The following is an 18,356-nucleotide window of genomic DNA, read 5'->3' as shown; positions in this document are numbered from 1 at the left end:
TAAACGAGGTGTTGACAATTATGGGGAAAATTACAATTTTAAATCAAGAGATATCTGTAAAGGCTGTTGCTTTTGATAAAGATGGAACATTATTTCAAGCCATTCCATTTTGGCAAGAAATCGATCGATTGCGAAGAAGGAAGTTTTTACAAATCACCGGGGAAAAGTATCAGGCTAGATGGGAGGAAGCCTTTGGATTTATTCACCCAAATGAAGTAGATTTTAAAGGACTTATCGCTGTAGCTCCTGAGGAAGATGAAATTATCGTAACAGCGAGTTTACTATATCAAATTACAAAATATCCGTGGCACCGCTGTAAGGAAATTGCTGTACAAATTTTTGAGGAGAGCAACCGGGAGTTACGTATACAAGAAGCGTTCCAAGCAATTGATGGAGCTGAATCCTTCATTACTTCTCTCTACAATGAAGGATTCTTTACCGGAATTTTAACATCCGACAATAAAAAACGTACAAAAGCATGTGTAGAGCTTTTAAACACTCCGCCCCTACATTTTTTATGTACCCCAGAAGATGTAGAAAACGGGAAACCACATCCTGACATGATTATAAAGACATGTAAACAACTTGGCATTCAAACAAATGAACTCATAATGATTGGTGATACTGTCGTTGATGTAAAGATGGCGAAAACTGCCGGAAGCATTGCTGTCGGTATTGCCACTAATGAACATGCAGTAGAAGAGCTTATGCCTTACGCTGATTTCATTATTCGTTCCTATGCTGACATACAAGTAGCAAGCAAAAAAAGGCAGTAGACGAAAAATGTCTACTGCTTCCATATTATAACTAGTATGCAAGAATCCAACGAGGGGGTGTAGGATTTTCTTCTTACATACTAGACATATTTCTCCCGTTCTAACGGGCGGTAAACCTTTCACTACTTAAAGAAGTGAAAGGTTTACCGCACATAAGAACCTCTTCTTATGCCGGTTGCAAGATACCTAGTAAATAATTATATACATGCTGCGCATCTTCTCCGCCCATCCTTGCGTGTTGTAAAAGGGAAATACCATGTGGACCAGACTTGTGTGTTGCTTCCGGCTGTACCTGTAAGATTGATTTTACAAGCTCAAGCTGTCCAAGCATTGCTGCTGCAAAAATATCTATTTTTGCACCTTTTTGCAACAAGTATGTGGCGATATCTTTTCGGCCAACGTGTGCTGCTGCACCTAAGCCGCTTTCCCAATCTTCACCACCCCAATTATAAGATGCATGCAATAAGCCAGGCTCTTCTGCTAATAACTCTTGCACTTGTTCTAAGTTACCATGCGCAGCAATAACAAATGACCTTACTAACTCATTGGCAATACGTTCTTTTTGCATACTGTTCCTCCTCTTTCAGAAACTCGTTTTGGAGTGAAAAAAGGCCTGTCTTCTCCTTTAAAAATATTCACTTCTATACCAAATACATTTCGGAACATTTGCTCACACAACACATTTTCTGGCGTATCATCATACTGAATACTTCCTTTTTTTAAGACAATCAGACGATCACTATACTGAGCCGCTTGATTAATATCATGAAGAACCATGATAATTGTCATTCCAAACTCCTCATTCAACTGCTTCACAATTTCCATTACTTCAAGCTGATGAACAATATCTAAAAATGTCGTTGGCTCATCAAGTAATAATACATTTGTCCGCTGTGCAAGTGTCATCGCAATCCAAGCACGCTGCCTTTCACCACCAGATAATGAGTATAATAAGCGATGTTCATATCCTTCTAGCTTTGTAATAGACACTGCCCAGTCTACGATATCTTCATCTTCTTCTCTAAAACGATCATTCCATTTTTTATGCGGTTGCCTTCCAAATTCAACAAGCTCACGAACTGTTAAATCGATTTGATGATCATGCATTTGAGGTAACATTGCTAATCGCTTTGCTACATCTGTACTTTTCATCTCGTGTATATTTTTCCCGTCTAATATTACCTCACCGGCTTTTGGTTCTAGTAGCCTTGCAACTAATCGTAGTAATGTCGATTTACCGGAACCATTCGGACCAATTAAACTGACAATCTCACCTTGCCGGATTGTTACATTCAGCTCTTCAATTTTGAACCTTTCTGAATGTGCATAAACAATGTCTTTAACGGTAAGCATTCTCTTTCCCTCCTCTATGAATTAAATATAAGAAGAATGGACCACCTAAGAAGGAAAGTAAAATTCCTACCGGTAATTCAATTGGATCAAACCAGCTTCGTGCGATTGCATCTGCAAATACAACAAGTACGCCTCCGCCTAAACAAGATAGCGGTAATAAATAACGATAGTCATTTCCGACTAACAAACGAAGCATATGCGGTACAACAAGCCCAACAAATCCAATAAGTCCAGAAACACTTACAGCAATTCCAGCAAGCAATGTGCTTACAATGATTAGAAAAAACCTACTGCGCTCTACATTATGGCCAAGAAGTTTGGCCATCTCATCACCGAGCATTAATACGCGAATATGTTTAATACCAACTATAGCAAGAACAATGGCAAAGATTGCATAATACACAACCATTTCAAAATGTGGCCAGCTTACACCACCAATTCCTCCAGCAAGCCAAGGTAATACAGACTGTACTTTATCACTGTGAAGGAGCATTAACGCCGATGTTGCGGCGCCGATTAGGGCGTTAATAGAAACGCCTACCAACACAATGCGCGATGGCGAAGCTCCATTTTTCCAAGATAGCGCATAAATAATCATTGCTGTTACAAACGCGCCTATAAATGCGCCGAGTGGCAGAAACGCCATATGCATTGGAAATAAAATCATAATAATAATCGCTACGAAGCCTGCTCCTGATGAAACACCAATAATACCAGGATCAGCAAGCGGATTACGCATTACTCCTTGAAGCAATGCACCCGATGCCGCTAAACACATACCAACTAAAAACCCAACGAGTACACGAGGAATTCTTAAATCCCAAACAATTCGATGTACAGTTGTTGTTTCATCCCCTATACCAGTCATCATCTCTTTTAAAGAGAATGATAGACTCCCAGCTACAAGCCCATAAAAGAGGACAAACACTGTCATAACCAATAATGTAATGATGATAATCCATCTCTTTCTCCAAAGTGGATGTTTCTTCGCTGTCTCTTGTACTTTTGTAACTGCTTCCCCTTGCATCTCTATCATTTCCCTACTTTTTGTAAACTTTCATACATAAAGTCCATTGCTTCTGTTACTTTTGTACCTGGGTTCGAACCAAATAAATGTGGTGGTAAAATTACGAAACGATCATTTTTAACAGCTTCAAGGTTTTTCCACGCTTCATTTTTCATCATTTCCCCTTGGAACGCTTGTTTCACACCTTCTGGGTCGCCATGTGTAATTAAAAAGATAATATCTGGGTTTGCTTCAATAATACGTTCTACACTAAACTGTGCATATTGCGGATAGTCTTTTGTTGCCGGGAACTCTGCTGCGATATTTTTCCCACCCGTTTTCTCTAAAATGTCACCAGATAACGAAGTTGGTAACGCTGCCAAATATGTACCAGGTGCACCGTATACTAATAAAACTTTCGCATTACTTTTCTTCGTATACTTTTTCATTTGCTTTGTAATCGTATTATTTAACTCTTTTGCTTTTTCTTCTTTTTGTAGTACCGTTCCGTACATATCAATGCTCTTTTGAATTTCTTCTACAGAATTGGCTGAGGAAATCAATACTTTTGTTCCTTGTCCCTCTACTGTTTGCATATGTCTTTGAAATCCATTACTTGCAATAAGTAAATCTGGCTTTAAACTTGCAAGTTGTTCAAAGCTTGGCTGATGCATATTCCCAATTTCTTGAACTCCTTTTAAATCATCGCTAATTGGCAACTTTGTACTCGGGCGACCAACAAGTTCCCCCCCTAAGGCATGGATAATATCCATATCACCTGTACTTAATGTTGCGATACTTTTTGGGGGCGTCTCAAATTTCAGTTCACGATCTGTAAAGTCTTTCACGACGATGTCTGTCTTCTCTTTTCCTTCTGGTTTTGCGGACGCTTCCTCTTTCTTTGCGCTGCAACCCATTAATAAGAAAAAAACAGATAACATCGCTGTAAATAGTGCAATATATTTTTTCATACTTCCACCTCTAATTGATAATGATAATCATTAACTACTATTCTACTTTAATTGATATAGATTATCATTGTCAATGATAAAAATAAAATAACGCTACAAAAAGGAATATTCCGTCTTTTTTGTAGCGTTATTTTGTCCTACACTCTATCATGTTCACTCTCCTCTAGTTGATTACGCATCTCTTTAACACGATAAAAGAAATAAAACGAACCACCTAAAAAAGAGAATATTGCACCAATCATAACAGCAAAGTGCGTAGCATCTTTCTCTCCATTTGGCAAAATCAAACCAATCATAAGAAAGGCACCAATTGCTAATAGCACTTGACCAAAGCGAGTATAGTCAGCAATTTTTTGCTCCATATTCTTCACCTCTCCTTCCACTCTATCATACTTTCATTGTTTTAGAGGCAAGTAAATAGCGGAAGTATGGGAGATGATTTCCAAAAGAAAAAGCACTGCCTCCTCAGCAGTACTTTTTTACGCTAACGCCTGTGCTAAATCTTCTAATAGGTCTTCTCCATCTTCAATACCAACCGAAATGCGGATTAATGTGTCTGTAATACCAAGCTCCTTACGGCGCTCTACTGGAATTGAAGCGTGTGTCATTTGAGCAGGAACTGAAATTAAACTCTCTACAGCACCTAAACTTTCTGCAAGCGTAAAGTATTGTAATTTTTCTAGTACTGCTTGTAACGTTTCCTCACTATCGACATCAAATGAAATAATTGCACCATAGCCGTTCGCTTGTTCTTTTGCAAGTTCATGATTTGGGTGTATTTCAAGCCCTGGATAATACACTTTGTTTACTTTCGGATGACTGTGTAAAAACGAAGCAATCGCACGTGCATTTGCTTCATGCTCTTCCATACGTACACCTAACGTTTTTAAACCACGAATAAGCAAGTAACTATCTTGCGGTCCAAGAATCCCACCTGTTGAATTTTGTACAAAGTGTAATTCTTCTGCCAATTGTGCACTATTTACAACAACTAAACCAGCAACAACATCACTATGTCCACCTAAATATTTCGTCGCACTATGAAGGACAATATCTGCACCTTGTGAGATTGGTGTTTGGAAATACGAAGTCATAAATGTATTATCAACGATTGTTAATAAAACATGCTCTTTTGCAAGTGCTGCAATTTCTTTTATATCCGTAATTTTTAACAGTGGATTTGTTGGTGTTTCTATATACACCGCTTTCGTATTCGGAAGAATTGCTGCTTTTACTTCCTCTAAGTTTGTTGTGTCAACAAATGTATGTTCAATACCGAAACGATTTAATACTTTAGACATAATACGGTACGTACCACCATATACATCATCTGTTAATACAATGTGATCTCCTTTTGAAAACAACATCATCACAGCTGTTATAGCTGCCATACCAGATCCAAATGCAAAGCCCGCATGACCATTTTCCAAAACAGCAATCGTTTCTTCTAAAGCTGACCTTGTTGGGTTTCCTGTGCGTGAATACTCATACCCTTTATGCACACCAATCGCTTCTTGTTTATACGTACTCGTTTGATAAATCGGTACTGTCACCGCTCCAGTAGAGGGTTCTCCGATGTGAATACCATGAATTAACTTTGTCTTTGCTCTCATTTTTCATTCCCACCCTTTGTATATATGTTTGCTTAAATAACGCTCACTACTATCTGGAAAAATCGTAACAATATTTGTTCCTGGTTTCGCTTTCTTCGCTTCTAATACACTTGCATGAAACGCCGCTCCTGATGAACTACCAACAAGTAGTCCTTCTTTTTGTGCCAACTGTTTCACACGTGTAAATGCGTCATAATCTGTAATCGTATGAATCTCATCAAAATAGGACTTGTCTAAAAATGGCGGGATAAACTCTAAACCAATCCCTTCTGTTTCATGTGGACCAGCTTCTCCACCATTTAAAATGGATCCTTCTGGCTCCACAATCACCGTCTTAATTTGTTCATTTTTCTCTTTCAAATACGCAGCGGTTCCCATAAATGTTCCACCTGTACCAGCACCCGCTACAAATATGTCAATATGACCGTTTAATAATTCCCACAATTCTGGTCCTAATGTTTTATAGTAAGTACGTGGATTTGCCTCATTTGCAAACTGACCTGGCGAATAAGAATTTGGAATCTCTTCTAAAAGTTCCTGTGCTTTTTGAATCGCACCTTTCATTCCTTCTCCCGTTGGAGTATGAACAATTGTTGCTCCAAGCGCTTTCATGAGTTCTTGCTTTTCAATACTAAACTTTTCCGGCACACATACAATAACACGTAAATCATGCTGAAGGGCTGCAAGCGCAAGTCCAATACCTGTATTACCAGCTGTCGGCTCAATAATTGTACCACCTGGCTTTATATATCCATTGATAAGCGCATCTTCTATTAGCTCTTTTCCTAAACGATCTTTTACACTTCCACCTGGGTTATAAAATTCTAACTTTGCAAATAAACGAACACCAGTTGGAAGATTGAAACGAGTAATTTCCACAAGCGGTGTTTTACCGATAAGTTCATGAACGCCGCGATACACTTTCATCTTGTTTCCCTCCTCATTACCCCTCTAAAAGAAAGGCAACTGCCTTTTAATTTCTTTTTATGAAACAGTTGCCCCTTTTGTTACACTACTTAATCTCTTCTAATACTTTTACAATAAATTTTGTAGAGTGAAGGGCTGCTTGATCTAAAAATTGATCGAAGGAAACATCCGATTCTTTACCTGCAATATCAGAAAGTGCACGGATAATTACAAATGGTACTTCATATTGATGACATACTTGCGCTACCGCTGCCGCTTCCATTTCTACTGCGTAAAGGTCCTCAAATTTTTCACGAATAAATGCAACACGGTTTGGATCGCTCATGAAAGAGTCACCTGTTGCAATCATTCCTTTTACAACTTGAATGTTTTCTTCAGATTGCATACATTTTTCAGCTAAGGTAATTAGTTCTGCATCAGCTGTGAATCCTGCTGGCATGCCAGGTACTTGACCATACTCATAGTTAAACGCTGTAACGTCTACGTCATGATGACGAACTTCTGTTGAAATGACAACATCACCTACGTTTAATGAATGATGGAATCCACCAGCGGAACCTGTATTAATAACCTTTTCAGGCTGATAACGTTCTAATAAGATTGTCGTAGACATTGCTGCATTTACTTTCCCAATACCAGACTTTAATAAAATTACTTCATGGCCTGCTAATGTACCTTTTGTAAACTCACATCCTGCTACTACTTCTACTTCTGCATTTTCTAACTTGTCACGTAAAATACGTACTTCTTGCTCCATTGCTCCGATTACAGCGATTTTCAATATAAATCCCTCTTTCTATTGCTTAGTTGCCTCCATGACCCAAACGTAATGGTTCATACGCTTAAATGTAACATAAAAGCCATTATTCTCAAATATAGACTGCATAACAGGAATTACCGTATAATATTCCGTTTGCAAGTCGTTCGCTAAATTATGAAACCCTCGCTCTTTTGCATGTTGAATTGTTTCTTCGTATGCATCTTTATCCGCAAAGATTGTATCAGCAAACACTATTTTACCACCTTTATTTAAAAGTTGACTATACTTTCCGATTGCGACTTCTTTTTCTTTATCTGTTAAATGATGAAATGCATATGTGCTTACAATCGTATCAACTTTAGGTGGAGCAATAAAATTTAAGAAATCACCAGTTGTAATGGATACCTCTTTCGGGAGCTTTTGCTTCGCAATCGCACGCATTTCTTGTGACGGTTCTATTCCATAAACAGTGCGACCTGCTTGTAACAATGTATTCGTTAAATTACCAGTACCAACACCAAATTCTAATACATGTCCAAAAGACTTTGTAACTACATTCTCTAAAATTTCTTCATAATGGGCGAAAACTTCTTTATATTGTACGTCTTCACCTTGTACGAATGAATCGTACGTATGAGCCCATTCATCGAATAGTTCATTAAATTCTGTTCCCATATGAATTCCCCTTTTTCTTATCGGATTTATCAGTATAATATGCTAGATTTTCAAAAATGTCAACGACGTTACATTGTTAACAACTGGGAAATGTTTTTTTCCTATAAAGTGAAACTTCACTCAGTGGGGGTTTTCTTCCTCCCCCACTGAGTGTCAGCCCGACCAATCGGGCTTTTACGGACTGTTAATCTCCCACCTGAACTTCTCTGAATCCTCTAAGTTTTGAGGTGGGAGTCTTACAGCCCGTTAATGCGGGATAAAAAAGCAATTAAAATTTTAAATAACACAGACTTAACATCACATTTAAAAATAAAAGACAAGCTATATACAAATAGTATTCTGTCTTATTCTTTGCTACACTAAATATGAACAAAGTGAAGAGGAGATGTTCCGATGTCATTTACGTTTGAAATGTTAGAGGATAAAGTAGAGTTTTTTGAAGCAACTGACCTAGCTTCGTTAGAGAAAAAAATTAATGAGCAAATCGATATAAACAAAGCGCTCATGATGCATGTACATAACGTATCACATCAAATGGTAATGGACCCTGAAAGTAAACGTCCGTATTACAGCGCTGTTGTCCACTTCAAACTAAAAAAATTATAAAAAAAAGAGAGAGGTTTCCCTCTCTCTTTTTTAATTTAATGTTTGGACAAGTACTGGCTTCCAGCCTTCATTTGCTATCCAATCAATATTTACATAATATTTCTTTCCTGTTTGCTTATCTTGTACATTTCCGTAAGCTTGATTCTTTCCGTTGTTTCCAATGCGGTGCAGAATTAACTGATCTACCGGAACATCAATTGCAGATGAAATTGCTTGAATCATTTCATTCCAATCAGTAGAACCTTTTTGGAATGTCATTGCCGGACTTTCACCTTGCTCTGTACCAACTGGTTTCCAAGAAGACTTTGTATAAGCTTCTTTTGCCTCAGGAAGTGTCTTTTCAGCTTCTACTTGTTTATTCGCTTCCTCTTCTTCAGCTTTACGCTTTTCTTCCTCTTCTTGCTTTTTCTTCGCTTCTTTTTCTTCTTTTTCTTTCTTCTTAGCTGCTGCAGCTTCTTTCTTCGCCGCAGCCTTTTCTTTCTTCGTATCTTCTTTTTTCGTGTCTTCTTTCTTCTTGTCTTCTTTCTCTGTAGCTGTCGTTTGCTCTGCTACTTTTTTATCGTCTGAAGCAACTTGCTCTTCTGTATCACCTGTTAATAGTTGATATGCTACAATCACTACCATAAATAATACAATACCGATTGCGATATTTAGAAAACCGTTTTGACGACGCTTTTGTTGTTTTTTCTCGAATCTAGATCCTCCTGCCATCCTTTCAAACCTCCATGCAGTTTTTCCTCTTTGTTATTGTAACATCATTTGCAAAAAGGTTGAACAGTTACCATCATTTTTTGAAAAAATGACCAATATGTAGTGTACTGTAATTGTAAAAACAGAGACTATTCTTTTCCTACTTCCCACTTAGTAATCTCCGTAACAACATCAGTAAAAATTGGTGTAACAAGATTCCATTCTCCGTCTGTTTCAAGCTCCGTTACAACTAACACATAACGTGGAGTTTCATACGGAAAATAACCCGCAAACCAGCGATTCACACGATTTCCTTTTCCAGTTTGGGCCGTTCCAGACTTTCCTGCAACTGTAAGGGGCAACTTGTTATACACCGCTCCTGTTCCCTTTTTACTTGTCACCACTTCTCTTAATAACTGCTGCAGCTCTCTTATCGCCGCTCTCCCTACTCTTTCACCTTTTAATTCATGTTCTTCAAATCGATATAACGGCATTCCATTTTTATATAAAATCTCTTTCACAGCTTTTACTTCCCGCTTCTCACCATCTCTTGCAATTGTCGCCATCATATTAGCAATAGCAAGAGGTGATAACCTTACATTTTTTTGTCCAATTGCAGTTTGGTCCGTCGCTTTATGTGAAAATTTATCACCCTTATTATTCCAAATAACTGTCGCTTTTTCTTCTGCAAGTTGCCGAAATGAAGGATTATGAAAGAAAGAACCTTGCCACCCAACCGTTCCCATCACTCCTAAAGCTTTTGCATACGTTTCTACTACGTTCTCATCCTCTTCAATCAGTTCTTCTGTAAGCTCAGCAAATGCCCGATTACAGCTTCTTGCAAAGCTCTCATGAAAAGATAAGGTTCCCATTGGTTGCTGTGCCATGCTTTCACCGTACGGGTCCCTATTACAATCAAACTTACGGCTTAACAGATTTACGTTCGAATCAAGCGCCGCAGCGGCAATTACCGTTTTAAAAACAGACCCTGGAAAATGAGATGTAAGCATTTCATTTGTCGCACTTTTTTGATATCCCCACTTATTTTTTGTCTGTAAAGACGGTTTACTAACCATCGCTAAAATTTCATTCGTTTTAATATCTAAAAGAACTAATCCACCTTTCGCAAGTGGATAACGATCTACAATATTCTCCGCTGCTTGCTGCAATCCTTTATCAATAGTTGTAACAACTGAAATCGGATAAAATGGATTGCCAATTGATGTATACTTCACTTCATTCCCAAATAGCGGTTCTCCCCGTTGATCAACATGATACATCATTTTTTCTTCACCATCTGTTATTAAAAACTCATCAAAAACTCGCTGTAGACCTGAAACACCTATCTTTGTCATAGAAGGAATCTTTTCACCGTATTTCTTTATAACTTGCTGCTCATTTTCTCCTGTAATGCCAATGAGATGAGCTGCTAAAGGGGTATCCCTAGTTCTTTTTATAGAAGCTGCAATAAGGCCTGGGATGCGTAGATTATTAATTTGGTCCATTTCATCTTTCGTTAACTGTAAGGGCTTTTTATGAAACTTGATAATAGTTGGTTCGTCTACTCTATTTAACTTTATCTGTTTTCCAATAATACGTGCAATCTGTTCCTCATTCTCTTCTGTTATTTGTAAAAACGGAAAAACAATTAGTGCCGATACATATTCATCATTAAGCAACTCACCGTTTCGATCCACAAACCTTCCTCTACCATCATCTATAACAACTGTTTGCGTACGCTGCATAATACTTCTTGCAATTAAATTAATCTTTCGATTTCCAAACGATTCTGTTGCAACAATTTGAATTTGCATAAGTCTTATAAATAAAATTGTCATACATATAATACCGATTACTAGGATTATCTCAATCCGGCGTTTCATTTCCATAAAATAACACCTCTTATGTAGTTTCACGAGAGGGTATATTTTTATTCATGCTTTGTATCATAAAGTGAAACTTCACTCATTGGGGGGCTTCATCCCCCAATGAGTGTTAGTTGAACCAATCGGGCTTTTACGGGCTGTTAATCTCCCACCTAAACTTCTTCGCTTTCTCTCAAGTTTTGAGGTGGGAGTCTTACAGCCCGCAAATAGCGGGATAAAAAGAAAACTTTAGCTAATATAGAATTAATCACAAACATAAAAGAAACCGTTTAGACAATATATAGTCCAAACGGTTTCTTTTTTATTATTTTACAGAAACGATTTTCACGCGCATGTCGCCGCCTGGCGTTTGCACTGTTACTTCGTCACCAACTTGTTTACCCATTAAGCTTCTTGCAATTGGAGAGTCGTTAGAGATTCTACCTTCAAATGGATCTGCCTCTGCACTACCAACAATTGTGTAAGACTCTTCATCTCCATCCGGTAATTCTTGGAATGTAACTGTTTTACCAAGTGTTACTTCTGTAGAGTTCGCATCTGTATCTGCAATGATTACTGCATTGCGAATCATATTTTCCAATTGTGTGATACGACCTTCTACGAATGCTTGCTCATCCTTCGCTGCATCATACTCAGAGTTCTCAGAAAGATCTCCGAAGCTACGTGCAATTTTAATACGCTCTACTACTTCTTTACGGCGTACTGTTTTTAACTGTTCTAATTCATTTTCTAACTTTTCTTTACCCGCAAGTGTCATTGGGTATGTTTTTTCTGTTGCCATGTTTTCCACTCCTTTTATATACCAATCCCCTGAAAAAAAGAGGAGTTCAATATGAAAACTCCTCCGCTTTTCATATAGCGGAGGTTTCTAGCGTACAAACACTAGTGGAGTTGTCACATACCAACCCCCATATCGTTTTCTTCTACATATATAGAAGATATGTATGAAGCTATTATACAAATATGCCCTCACCTGCAAGAGGTGAGGTTTGTATGCTTCATTGTATTCGATAGGAAGGGAAAAAATCCCTTCTTATCATGTATCTTTTACTATGCTATTACAAATTCACTTTTTCTTCAAGAATTGTTGCGATTTTTGTAATCATAATATCGATTGCAACGTGGTTTTGTCCGCCTTCTGGGATAATAATATCCGCAAATTTTTTTGACGGCTCAATGAATTGATTATGCATCGGACGCACAACATTTACATATTGCTCAATAACAGAATCCATCGTACGACCACGTTCCTTAATATCGCGCTGCATACGACGTAAAATACGCAGGTCAGCGTCTGTATCAACGAATAACTTAATATCCATTAAATCGCAAAGACGTGGATCTTCTAATATAAGAATTCCTTCTAAAATAATAACATCTTTTGGTTCAACTGGAATCGTCTCTTCTGAGCGTGTGTGCAATGTATAGTCATATATAGGCTTCTCAACTGGTTGATAATTCAGAAGCTGATTCAAGTGTTCAATTAATAAATCGTTATCAAACGCTAATGGATGATCGTAATTTGTTTTTAAGCGCTCCTCCATTGGCAAATGACTTTGATCTTTATAGTAATAATCTTGCTCTAATACTAAAACAGAATGACCTTCAAAGTATTCAAAGATTGCTTTTGTTACACTTGTTTTTCCTGATCCTGAACCACCAGCAATACCAATTACAACAGGCTTATTCGTCCCCATTCAACTACCACTCTTTCTTATTGTTGTATTCTTTTGCGCATCATGTTGTTCACATACACTGGTCGATCCACTTTGATTTTCACGATCTCTAATGGATGTCTAGCTGCATCCAACTCGTTTCCATCCTCATCCCAAATTTTCTCTACCGTTTGTGTGAAGTTGTCAATCTCTGGTCCAAAGAACTCGATTTCATGACCTGGTTTAAAGAAGTTGCGTTGCTCGATTGTCGCAATACCTGTTTCTTCATTATAATCTAACACTAAACCAGAGAAATCATACGTTGTTTTCTTACTATGATTTCCATACATTTGTTCTAAGTGCCCTGGAACTCCTTCAAAGAACGCAGGGGCTGTGTCACGATTTGCACACTTATCAAGTTCATCTAACCACTCTTGTTTAAACTCAAAGTTGTCTGGATCTGCACAGTACGTATCAATTACTTTGCGATATACAGTTGCCACAGTTGCGATGTAGTGAATAGATTTCATGCGGCCTTCAACTTTTAAGCTGTCAATTCCGATTTCAATCATCTTTGGAATTGATAAAATAAGGTTTAAGTCTTTTGGACTCATTGCAAAAGGAGCATCTCCTTGTTGGAATAACGGAAGCTCTTGTGCATCTTTATGTTGTGATACTGTTTGTACTAAGTCATAATCCCAACGACAAGACTGACAACAACCACCACGGTTTGAATCACGCGCTGTCATATGGTTACTTAACGTACATCTTCCAGAGTAAGCGATACACATTGCACCATGAATAAATGCTTCAATTTCAATATCAACTTTTTCTTTAATTTCTTTCATTTCCTCATAACTTACTTCACGAGCAAGTACAAGGCGGTGCAGTCCCTCTTCCTTCCAGTACTGAGACGCTTTCCAGTTTGATAATGATTGCTGCGTACTTAAATGAACTTCCACAGAAGGAGCTACACGCTTACACGTTTCAATAATTAGAGGGTCTGCAACGATAATACCTGTTACACCTGCTTTTTCAATCCCTCTTAAATATTCTTCTAGTCCATCCATGTTTTCATTGTGGGCAAAAATATTTGTTGTAACATAAATTTTTGCTCCGTATTTCTTTGCAAATTCAACACCTTCAGCCATGTCTTCTAGCGTGAAGTTTCCTGCATTTGAACGAAGACCAAATTCTTGTCCTCCTAAAAATACAGCATCTGCGCCGTAATGGATAGCGATTTTTAATTTCTCTAAGTTCCCTGCGGGCATTAATAACTCAGGTTTTTTTACGATAACACGCTTTCCGTCAATGACGCGTGAAATTTCCTGAAAACTCATGTGCGTTACCTCCTAGTTTAATAAACCGTCTCTTTAAAGAAGAACCCTGTGTCCAATGGACGATTTACTGGTTGTAATTCTTCAATTTCTTTATATAAGTCATCTTTTATATCGTAATATGCGTCGCGATCTTCTACACATAAATCAATCGCCTTACGATATTTCTTTGTTACTTCAATGATATACTCAGAGCTCTTTAGTACACCGTCAATTTTCAAGCTATCGATTTCTGCATCGATTAACTCTTCTAACTCGTCGATGAAACAAATATCATTCGGACTCATAATGTGCGTTCCATTTTCATCTTCATAAATTGGGTACTTATTGTTACGCTCTGCATCATATAAGAACATGTTTTCTTCGTACTTTTTCTTCTCGATTTCCATCTCACGACCTTGATACTCATAGTAGTTTCCTACTAAAGAACGCTTCGATTGGAACATACATGTCATACCATGAACTTGTACTTCTAGCTCTACTTCTGCATTTTCTTTTAGCTCAACAATTGAATCTAAGCTTAATTCACGAGCTAATACTGCGCGCTTTGCACCTTTACGTCCCCAGTAGTTACATGTAAACCAGTTTGTTGCTGTCGTTTCTGTATTCCAGTGCAATTGCATATTTGGAGCTACTTCGCGTACCGCCATTAATACAGCTGGGTCGCCGTATACGATAGCATCTACATTTGCTTCTTGTAAAAATGCAACGTAATCACTTAAATCGTCTACTTTATCGTTATGGTATAGCGCGTTCATTGCTACATATACTTTCATACCATGCTGATGCGCAATATTCACTGCTTCTTTTACTTCGTCACGAGAAAAGTCACCCGCTAAACGTAAACCAAACTTTTGCTCACCAATAATTACTGCATCTGCACCTGCTTTCGCAAGCGGTTCAATGTCAGCCAAAACTTTTGGTGTTACTAATAACTCAGTTTTTTTCATTGTACGTCACCTCTTCTTTTTACTCACTGCTACCCCATCACCAATTGGGAAAATTGTTGTATCATACCCTTCATGGTTCATAAGCCACTCGTTGTATGTTTTAATTCTTCTAATCAAACCTCGTGTACGCCTATTTTCAATATGTTCTTTCGTAGTCACAAGACCATGATAAAGTACATTATCAGAAATAATGACGCCACCTTCGTTTAATAGTGGTTCATATATATCAAAAAAGCGACGATATTGTCCCTTTGCTGCATCAATAAAAATGACATCAAATGTGCCATGCTCTTTTACTTGTTCCCCTGTTTCTAGCGCATCTCCATAAATAATAGAAATACGTTCTTTTACAGGTGAGATATTTATATATTCAATTGCCTTTTCATATCGGTCTTTATTTCGCTCTACTGTGACAATACGGGAATCTGGAATGGACTGCATCATACGTATACTTGAATAACCAATCGCTGTACCAAGTTCTAGTATGCTCTTTGGCTCAATTAAGCGTAGAAATTGCAACATAAATTCCATACCGAGACGATCCATAATCGGCACATGATATTCGCTCGCATACTGTTCCATTTCAAGAATTAATTCATCTTTTGGATCAATAAATGATAGTAAATACTCGTTAACCGCATTCTCCATACATGGTCCTCCTTATTTACATGGAGAAGTGCCTCTATGACATATCGTCCTTTATCTTCTCACACATAGACTACAATAAAAATACAAGCTTGCTTTGTCTTTAGCTTGTACGTTTCGTTTTTATATTAAAAAACGATTGTTTCGGCAGTTTTTAGCCCGATATATTTTATCATAAAAAAGAGGGATATGCGAATTTTTTCGCTCCCTCTCCATTTTTTTATCATCGGTTTCCAGTAATATGCTGTTGCTTTAATGCATTATGCTCTTCTAACGTCTTCGCATAATACACTTCACCAGTTGGTGCTGCTAAGAAATAATAGTAATCCGTATCAGCTGGTGCAAGCGCCGCCTCTACAGATTTTTTACCAGAGTTTGCAATCGGTCCAACTGGTAGCCCCTTCACAACATATGTGTTATAAGGGGACTGCACTTCTAAATCTTTATATAAAACGCGGTCCTTATGCTTTCCAAGTGCATATAACACTGTTGGATCAGTTTGAAGTGGCATCCCTTTTTCTAATCGATTATAAAAGACACTCGATATTTTTTCACGATCTGTATACCCAGTCGCTTCTTCTTCAATAAGAGAAGACATTGTTAACAATTGATGAACATCCCAGTTCTTCTCTTTCATTTTCTGTTCATTTGCTTTCACAAGTGCATTTGTTTTTTCAAGCATTGGGGTAATGACTTCTTCTAATGTCATCTCTTTTTTATAAAATGAATATGTGGCTGGATATAAGTATCCTTCAAGTGGATATTTAATATTAGCATCAAAAATTTTATCTGTTAATAATGCTGGGTATTTCTTTTGTAATCCTTGTACAAAAGCTTTATCATTTAACTGATTCACAACGTCTTCTTTATTCCATTTGAACGCTGATGCAATCTCATCTGCAATTTCAACAACTTGCGTTCCTTCTTTAATTGTTAATTTATATGTTACTGGGCGATGAACATTCCCAGAGGAAAGGTGTTTCATCACTTCATCGACACTCATAGATGGCTGTAGTAAATATGTACCAGCCTGAAGGTTCTTTGGATTCAACTTTGCATATAAGGTAAAGACTGAACCACTTTTTATAATACCTTCTTCTTCTAAAATTTCACCGATCTTATTTACTGATGAACCTCTTGGGATTTCAACTTCAATTTCTTTCTTATTTTTCGCATCAAGCGGCTTTAATGCTGATGAGAAATAAGCATATCCAGAACCGAAAATAACAAGTATTGTAGCAAGTAGTGCTAACAACAGTCGTCTTCGCTTCTTCTTTTTATAATTCTCCACGAAACTGCCTCCTTATTTTAATTGTTGGCTGTATAAGCTTAAGCTATACACCAACTACTCAAATCGCCATGACCTATATTCTTTGACAGATTTTCTTCTTTTTCAACAATCTTTTTCATTATACTACAAGAAATCTGCTCTTTTCGATAAGAAATCTGTTTTACTCTTTGTAAAATAAAAAAGATGAACTGCATAAACAGTTCACCTTTTCATCAATCTTACTCTTCGTCTTGCTCGTCAGCAAATGTGTTGAATGTTTCTTGAATCATAGCCCACTCTTCTTCAGACTCGATTGGAAGTAGTGTACCACCAGACTCCTCATCATTTTGCTCGAAAGCCATTGCATCATAAATTGCGTCGCCATCTTCGTCTACTTCACCGATTGGGGAGAATACTACGTAAGATTTTTTACCGAATTCTTCAGCGTCAAACGTAAAAATAACTTCACATAAATGTTCGTTGCCTTTTTCATCAACGATTGTAATTTGATTTTCTTCCATTTTGGTCACCTCTTATTTACTATCTAAATACCCTTGTAAAATTACAACGGCTGCCATCTTATCAATGACTTGTTTTCGTTTCTTTCGGCTCACGTCAGCTGAAATAAGCAGCCTTTCTGCTGCCATTGTCGACAGACGCTCGTCCCACATTATAACATCTAACTGCAATAAGTCACGAAGATTTTGTGCAAATTGCTGACAAGCTTCGCCGCGCGGACCAATTGTTCCGTTCATATTCTTCGGAAGTCCCACTACTATCTTGTCCACATTATACTGTTTTACTAACTCAGAAATGCGATCAAAACCAAATTCATTTCGCTCTTCATTAATTTTAATCGTTTCTAAGCCTTGCGCTGTCCAGCCCATTTCATCGCTTATCGCAACGCCGACTGTTTTCGTGCCAACATCTAAACCTAGTATGCGCATAAACTACTCCTCACGATGTTGTTTTAAATAAGACTTCACAAGCTCCTCGATTAATTCATCGCGCTCAAGCTTGCGAATAATAGTGCGTGCATCTTTATGACGAGGTATGTATGCTGGATCTCCACTTAATAAATAACCGACAATTTGGTTAATCGGGTTATATCCTTTTTCTTGAAGTGCATCATACACAGTTAAAAGTACATCATTAACATGGACACTCTGTTTTTCATCCTGAAAGTTAAATTTCATCGTTTTATCAAAACCGTCCATTTTCAAGCACCTCACTTTA

Annotated in this window: 22 protein-coding genes; 2 read left to right on the top strand and 20 right to left on the bottom strand. The window is 37.7% G+C overall.

Annotation, left to right across the window (positions count from 1 at the left end):
- The first annotated feature begins 20 nt into the window (after positions 1-20).
- Positions 21-776: an HAD family hydrolase gene (locus BAMA_RS10115; RefSeq protein WP_034638735.1), complete on the top strand. Its 756-nt coding sequence runs from the start codon at positions 21-23 to the stop codon at positions 774-776.
- A 166-nt stretch (positions 777-942) separates the two neighbouring features.
- Here BAMA_RS10115 and BAMA_RS10110 read toward each other — a convergent pair whose 3' ends face one another.
- The 9 genes from BAMA_RS10110 to BAMA_RS10070 form a co-directional block, all read right to left on the bottom strand.
- Positions 943-1,344, bottom strand: a complete 402-nt coding sequence (locus BAMA_RS10110; protein WP_034638733.1) for a hypothetical protein — start codon at positions 1,342-1,344, stop codon at positions 943-945.
- Complete coding sequence (locus BAMA_RS10105) at positions 1,314-2,129, bottom strand: ABC transporter ATP-binding protein (RefSeq protein WP_034638731.1); 816 nt, start codon at positions 2,127-2,129, stop codon at positions 1,314-1,316. The genes BAMA_RS10110 and BAMA_RS10105 overlap by 31 nt, the downstream gene beginning before the upstream one ends.
- Positions 2,116-3,156: a FecCD family ABC transporter permease gene (locus BAMA_RS10100; RefSeq protein WP_034638729.1), complete on the bottom strand. Its 1,041-nt coding sequence runs from the start codon at positions 3,154-3,156 to the stop codon at positions 2,116-2,118. Before BAMA_RS10100 ends, BAMA_RS10105 begins: the two co-directional genes overlap by 14 nt.
- A 5-nt stretch (positions 3,157-3,161) precedes the next feature.
- Entirely contained in the window at positions 3,162-4,106 is a 945-nt protein-coding gene (locus BAMA_RS10095; protein ID WP_034638728.1) for an ABC transporter substrate-binding protein, read from the bottom strand.
- Positions 4,107-4,243: 137 nt separating this feature from the next.
- Positions 4,244-4,477 (bottom strand): YrhC family protein, encoded by a 234-nt coding sequence (locus BAMA_RS10090; RefSeq protein WP_034638726.1) that lies wholly within the window; start codon positions 4,475-4,477, stop codon positions 4,244-4,246.
- Between the two features lie 108 nt (positions 4,478-4,585).
- Positions 4,586-5,719 (bottom strand): bifunctional cystathionine gamma-lyase/homocysteine desulfhydrase, encoded by a 1,134-nt coding sequence (locus BAMA_RS10085; RefSeq protein WP_034638725.1) that lies wholly within the window; start codon positions 5,717-5,719, stop codon positions 4,586-4,588.
- A 3-nt stretch (positions 5,720-5,722) separates the two neighbouring features.
- On the bottom strand, positions 5,723-6,646 hold the full coding sequence (locus BAMA_RS10080; RefSeq protein WP_034638723.1) for an O-acetylserine dependent cystathionine beta-synthase: 924 nt from the start codon (positions 6,644-6,646) through the stop codon (positions 5,723-5,725).
- Positions 6,647-6,731: 85 nt separating this feature from the next.
- Entirely contained in the window at positions 6,732-7,427 is a 696-nt protein-coding gene (gene mtnN / locus BAMA_RS10075; RefSeq protein ID WP_034638721.1) for a 5'-methylthioadenosine/S-adenosylhomocysteine nucleosidase, read from the bottom strand.
- 15 nt (positions 7,428-7,442) lie between these two features.
- Complete coding sequence (locus BAMA_RS10070; protein ID WP_034638719.1) at positions 7,443-8,081, bottom strand: class I SAM-dependent DNA methyltransferase; 639 nt, start codon at positions 8,079-8,081, stop codon at positions 7,443-7,445.
- Positions 8,082-8,474: 393 nt separating this feature from the next.
- Here BAMA_RS10070 and BAMA_RS10065 point away from each other — a divergent pair, with 393 nt between their 5' ends.
- A complete protein-coding gene (locus BAMA_RS10065; protein WP_034638717.1) occupies positions 8,475-8,687 on the top strand; it encodes a YrzA family protein in 213 nt (70 codons plus the stop codon).
- Between the two features lie 30 nt (positions 8,688-8,717).
- Here BAMA_RS10065 and BAMA_RS10060 read toward each other — a convergent pair whose 3' ends face one another.
- From BAMA_RS10060 to BAMA_RS10010, 11 genes are all read right to left on the bottom strand, one after another.
- Positions 8,718-9,398, bottom strand: a complete 681-nt coding sequence (locus tag BAMA_RS10060) for a DUF1510 family protein (RefSeq protein ID WP_034638715.1) — start codon at positions 9,396-9,398, stop codon at positions 8,718-8,720.
- A 128-nt stretch (positions 9,399-9,526) separates the two neighbouring features.
- Positions 9,527-11,266 carry a penicillin-binding transpeptidase domain-containing protein gene (locus tag BAMA_RS10055; protein WP_034638713.1) on the bottom strand — a complete coding sequence of 580 codons (1,740 nt, stop codon included), beginning with the start codon at positions 11,264-11,266 and terminating at the stop codon, positions 9,527-9,529.
- A 301-nt stretch (positions 11,267-11,567) separates the two neighbouring features.
- Positions 11,568-12,044, bottom strand: a complete 477-nt coding sequence (gene greA / locus BAMA_RS10050; protein WP_034638712.1) for a transcription elongation factor GreA — start codon at positions 12,042-12,044, stop codon at positions 11,568-11,570.
- A gap of 277 nt (positions 12,045-12,321) precedes the next feature.
- Positions 12,322-12,960, bottom strand: coding sequence for a uridine kinase (gene udk, locus BAMA_RS10045; protein WP_034638711.1), 639 nt, complete (start codon positions 12,958-12,960; stop codon positions 12,322-12,324).
- 17 nt (positions 12,961-12,977) lie between these two features.
- Positions 12,978-14,258 (bottom strand): peptidase U32 family protein, encoded by a 1,281-nt coding sequence (locus tag BAMA_RS10040; RefSeq protein WP_034638710.1) that lies wholly within the window; start codon positions 14,256-14,258, stop codon positions 12,978-12,980.
- Positions 14,259-14,275: 17 nt separating this feature from the next.
- Positions 14,276-15,205, bottom strand: a complete 930-nt coding sequence (locus BAMA_RS10035) for a peptidase U32 family protein (RefSeq protein WP_034638709.1) — start codon at positions 15,203-15,205, stop codon at positions 14,276-14,278.
- 6 nt (positions 15,206-15,211) lie between these two features.
- Positions 15,212-15,853 carry an O-methyltransferase gene (locus BAMA_RS10030; RefSeq protein WP_034638708.1) on the bottom strand — a complete coding sequence of 214 codons (642 nt, stop codon included), beginning with the start codon at positions 15,851-15,853 and terminating at the stop codon, positions 15,212-15,214.
- Positions 15,854-16,073: 220 nt separating this feature from the next.
- Positions 16,074-17,141, bottom strand: coding sequence for an endolytic transglycosylase MltG (mltG, locus tag BAMA_RS10025; RefSeq protein WP_034638707.1), 1,068 nt, complete (start codon positions 17,139-17,141; stop codon positions 16,074-16,076).
- Between the two features lie 218 nt (positions 17,142-17,359).
- Positions 17,360-17,641 carry a DUF1292 domain-containing protein gene (locus BAMA_RS10020; RefSeq protein ID WP_034638706.1) on the bottom strand — a complete coding sequence of 94 codons (282 nt, stop codon included), beginning with the start codon at positions 17,639-17,641 and terminating at the stop codon, positions 17,360-17,362.
- 12 nt (positions 17,642-17,653) lie between these two features.
- On the bottom strand, positions 17,654-18,067 hold the full coding sequence (gene ruvX / locus BAMA_RS10015; protein WP_034638705.1) for a Holliday junction resolvase RuvX: 414 nt from the start codon (positions 18,065-18,067) through the stop codon (positions 17,654-17,656).
- A 3-nt stretch (positions 18,068-18,070) separates the two neighbouring features.
- Positions 18,071-18,337 carry an IreB family regulatory phosphoprotein gene (locus BAMA_RS10010; protein WP_034638703.1) on the bottom strand — a complete coding sequence of 89 codons (267 nt, stop codon included), beginning with the start codon at positions 18,335-18,337 and terminating at the stop codon, positions 18,071-18,073.
- Positions 18,338-18,356 lie beyond the last annotated feature (19 nt).

Origin of the sequence: Bacillus manliponensis (assembly GCF_000712595.1) — a bacterium.
GTDB lineage: Bacteria > Bacillota > Bacilli > Bacillales > Bacillaceae_G > Bacillus_A > Bacillus_A manliponensis.
Note: the sequence above shows the minus strand (reverse complement) of the source record. Positions and strands in the feature narration are given on the sequence as shown.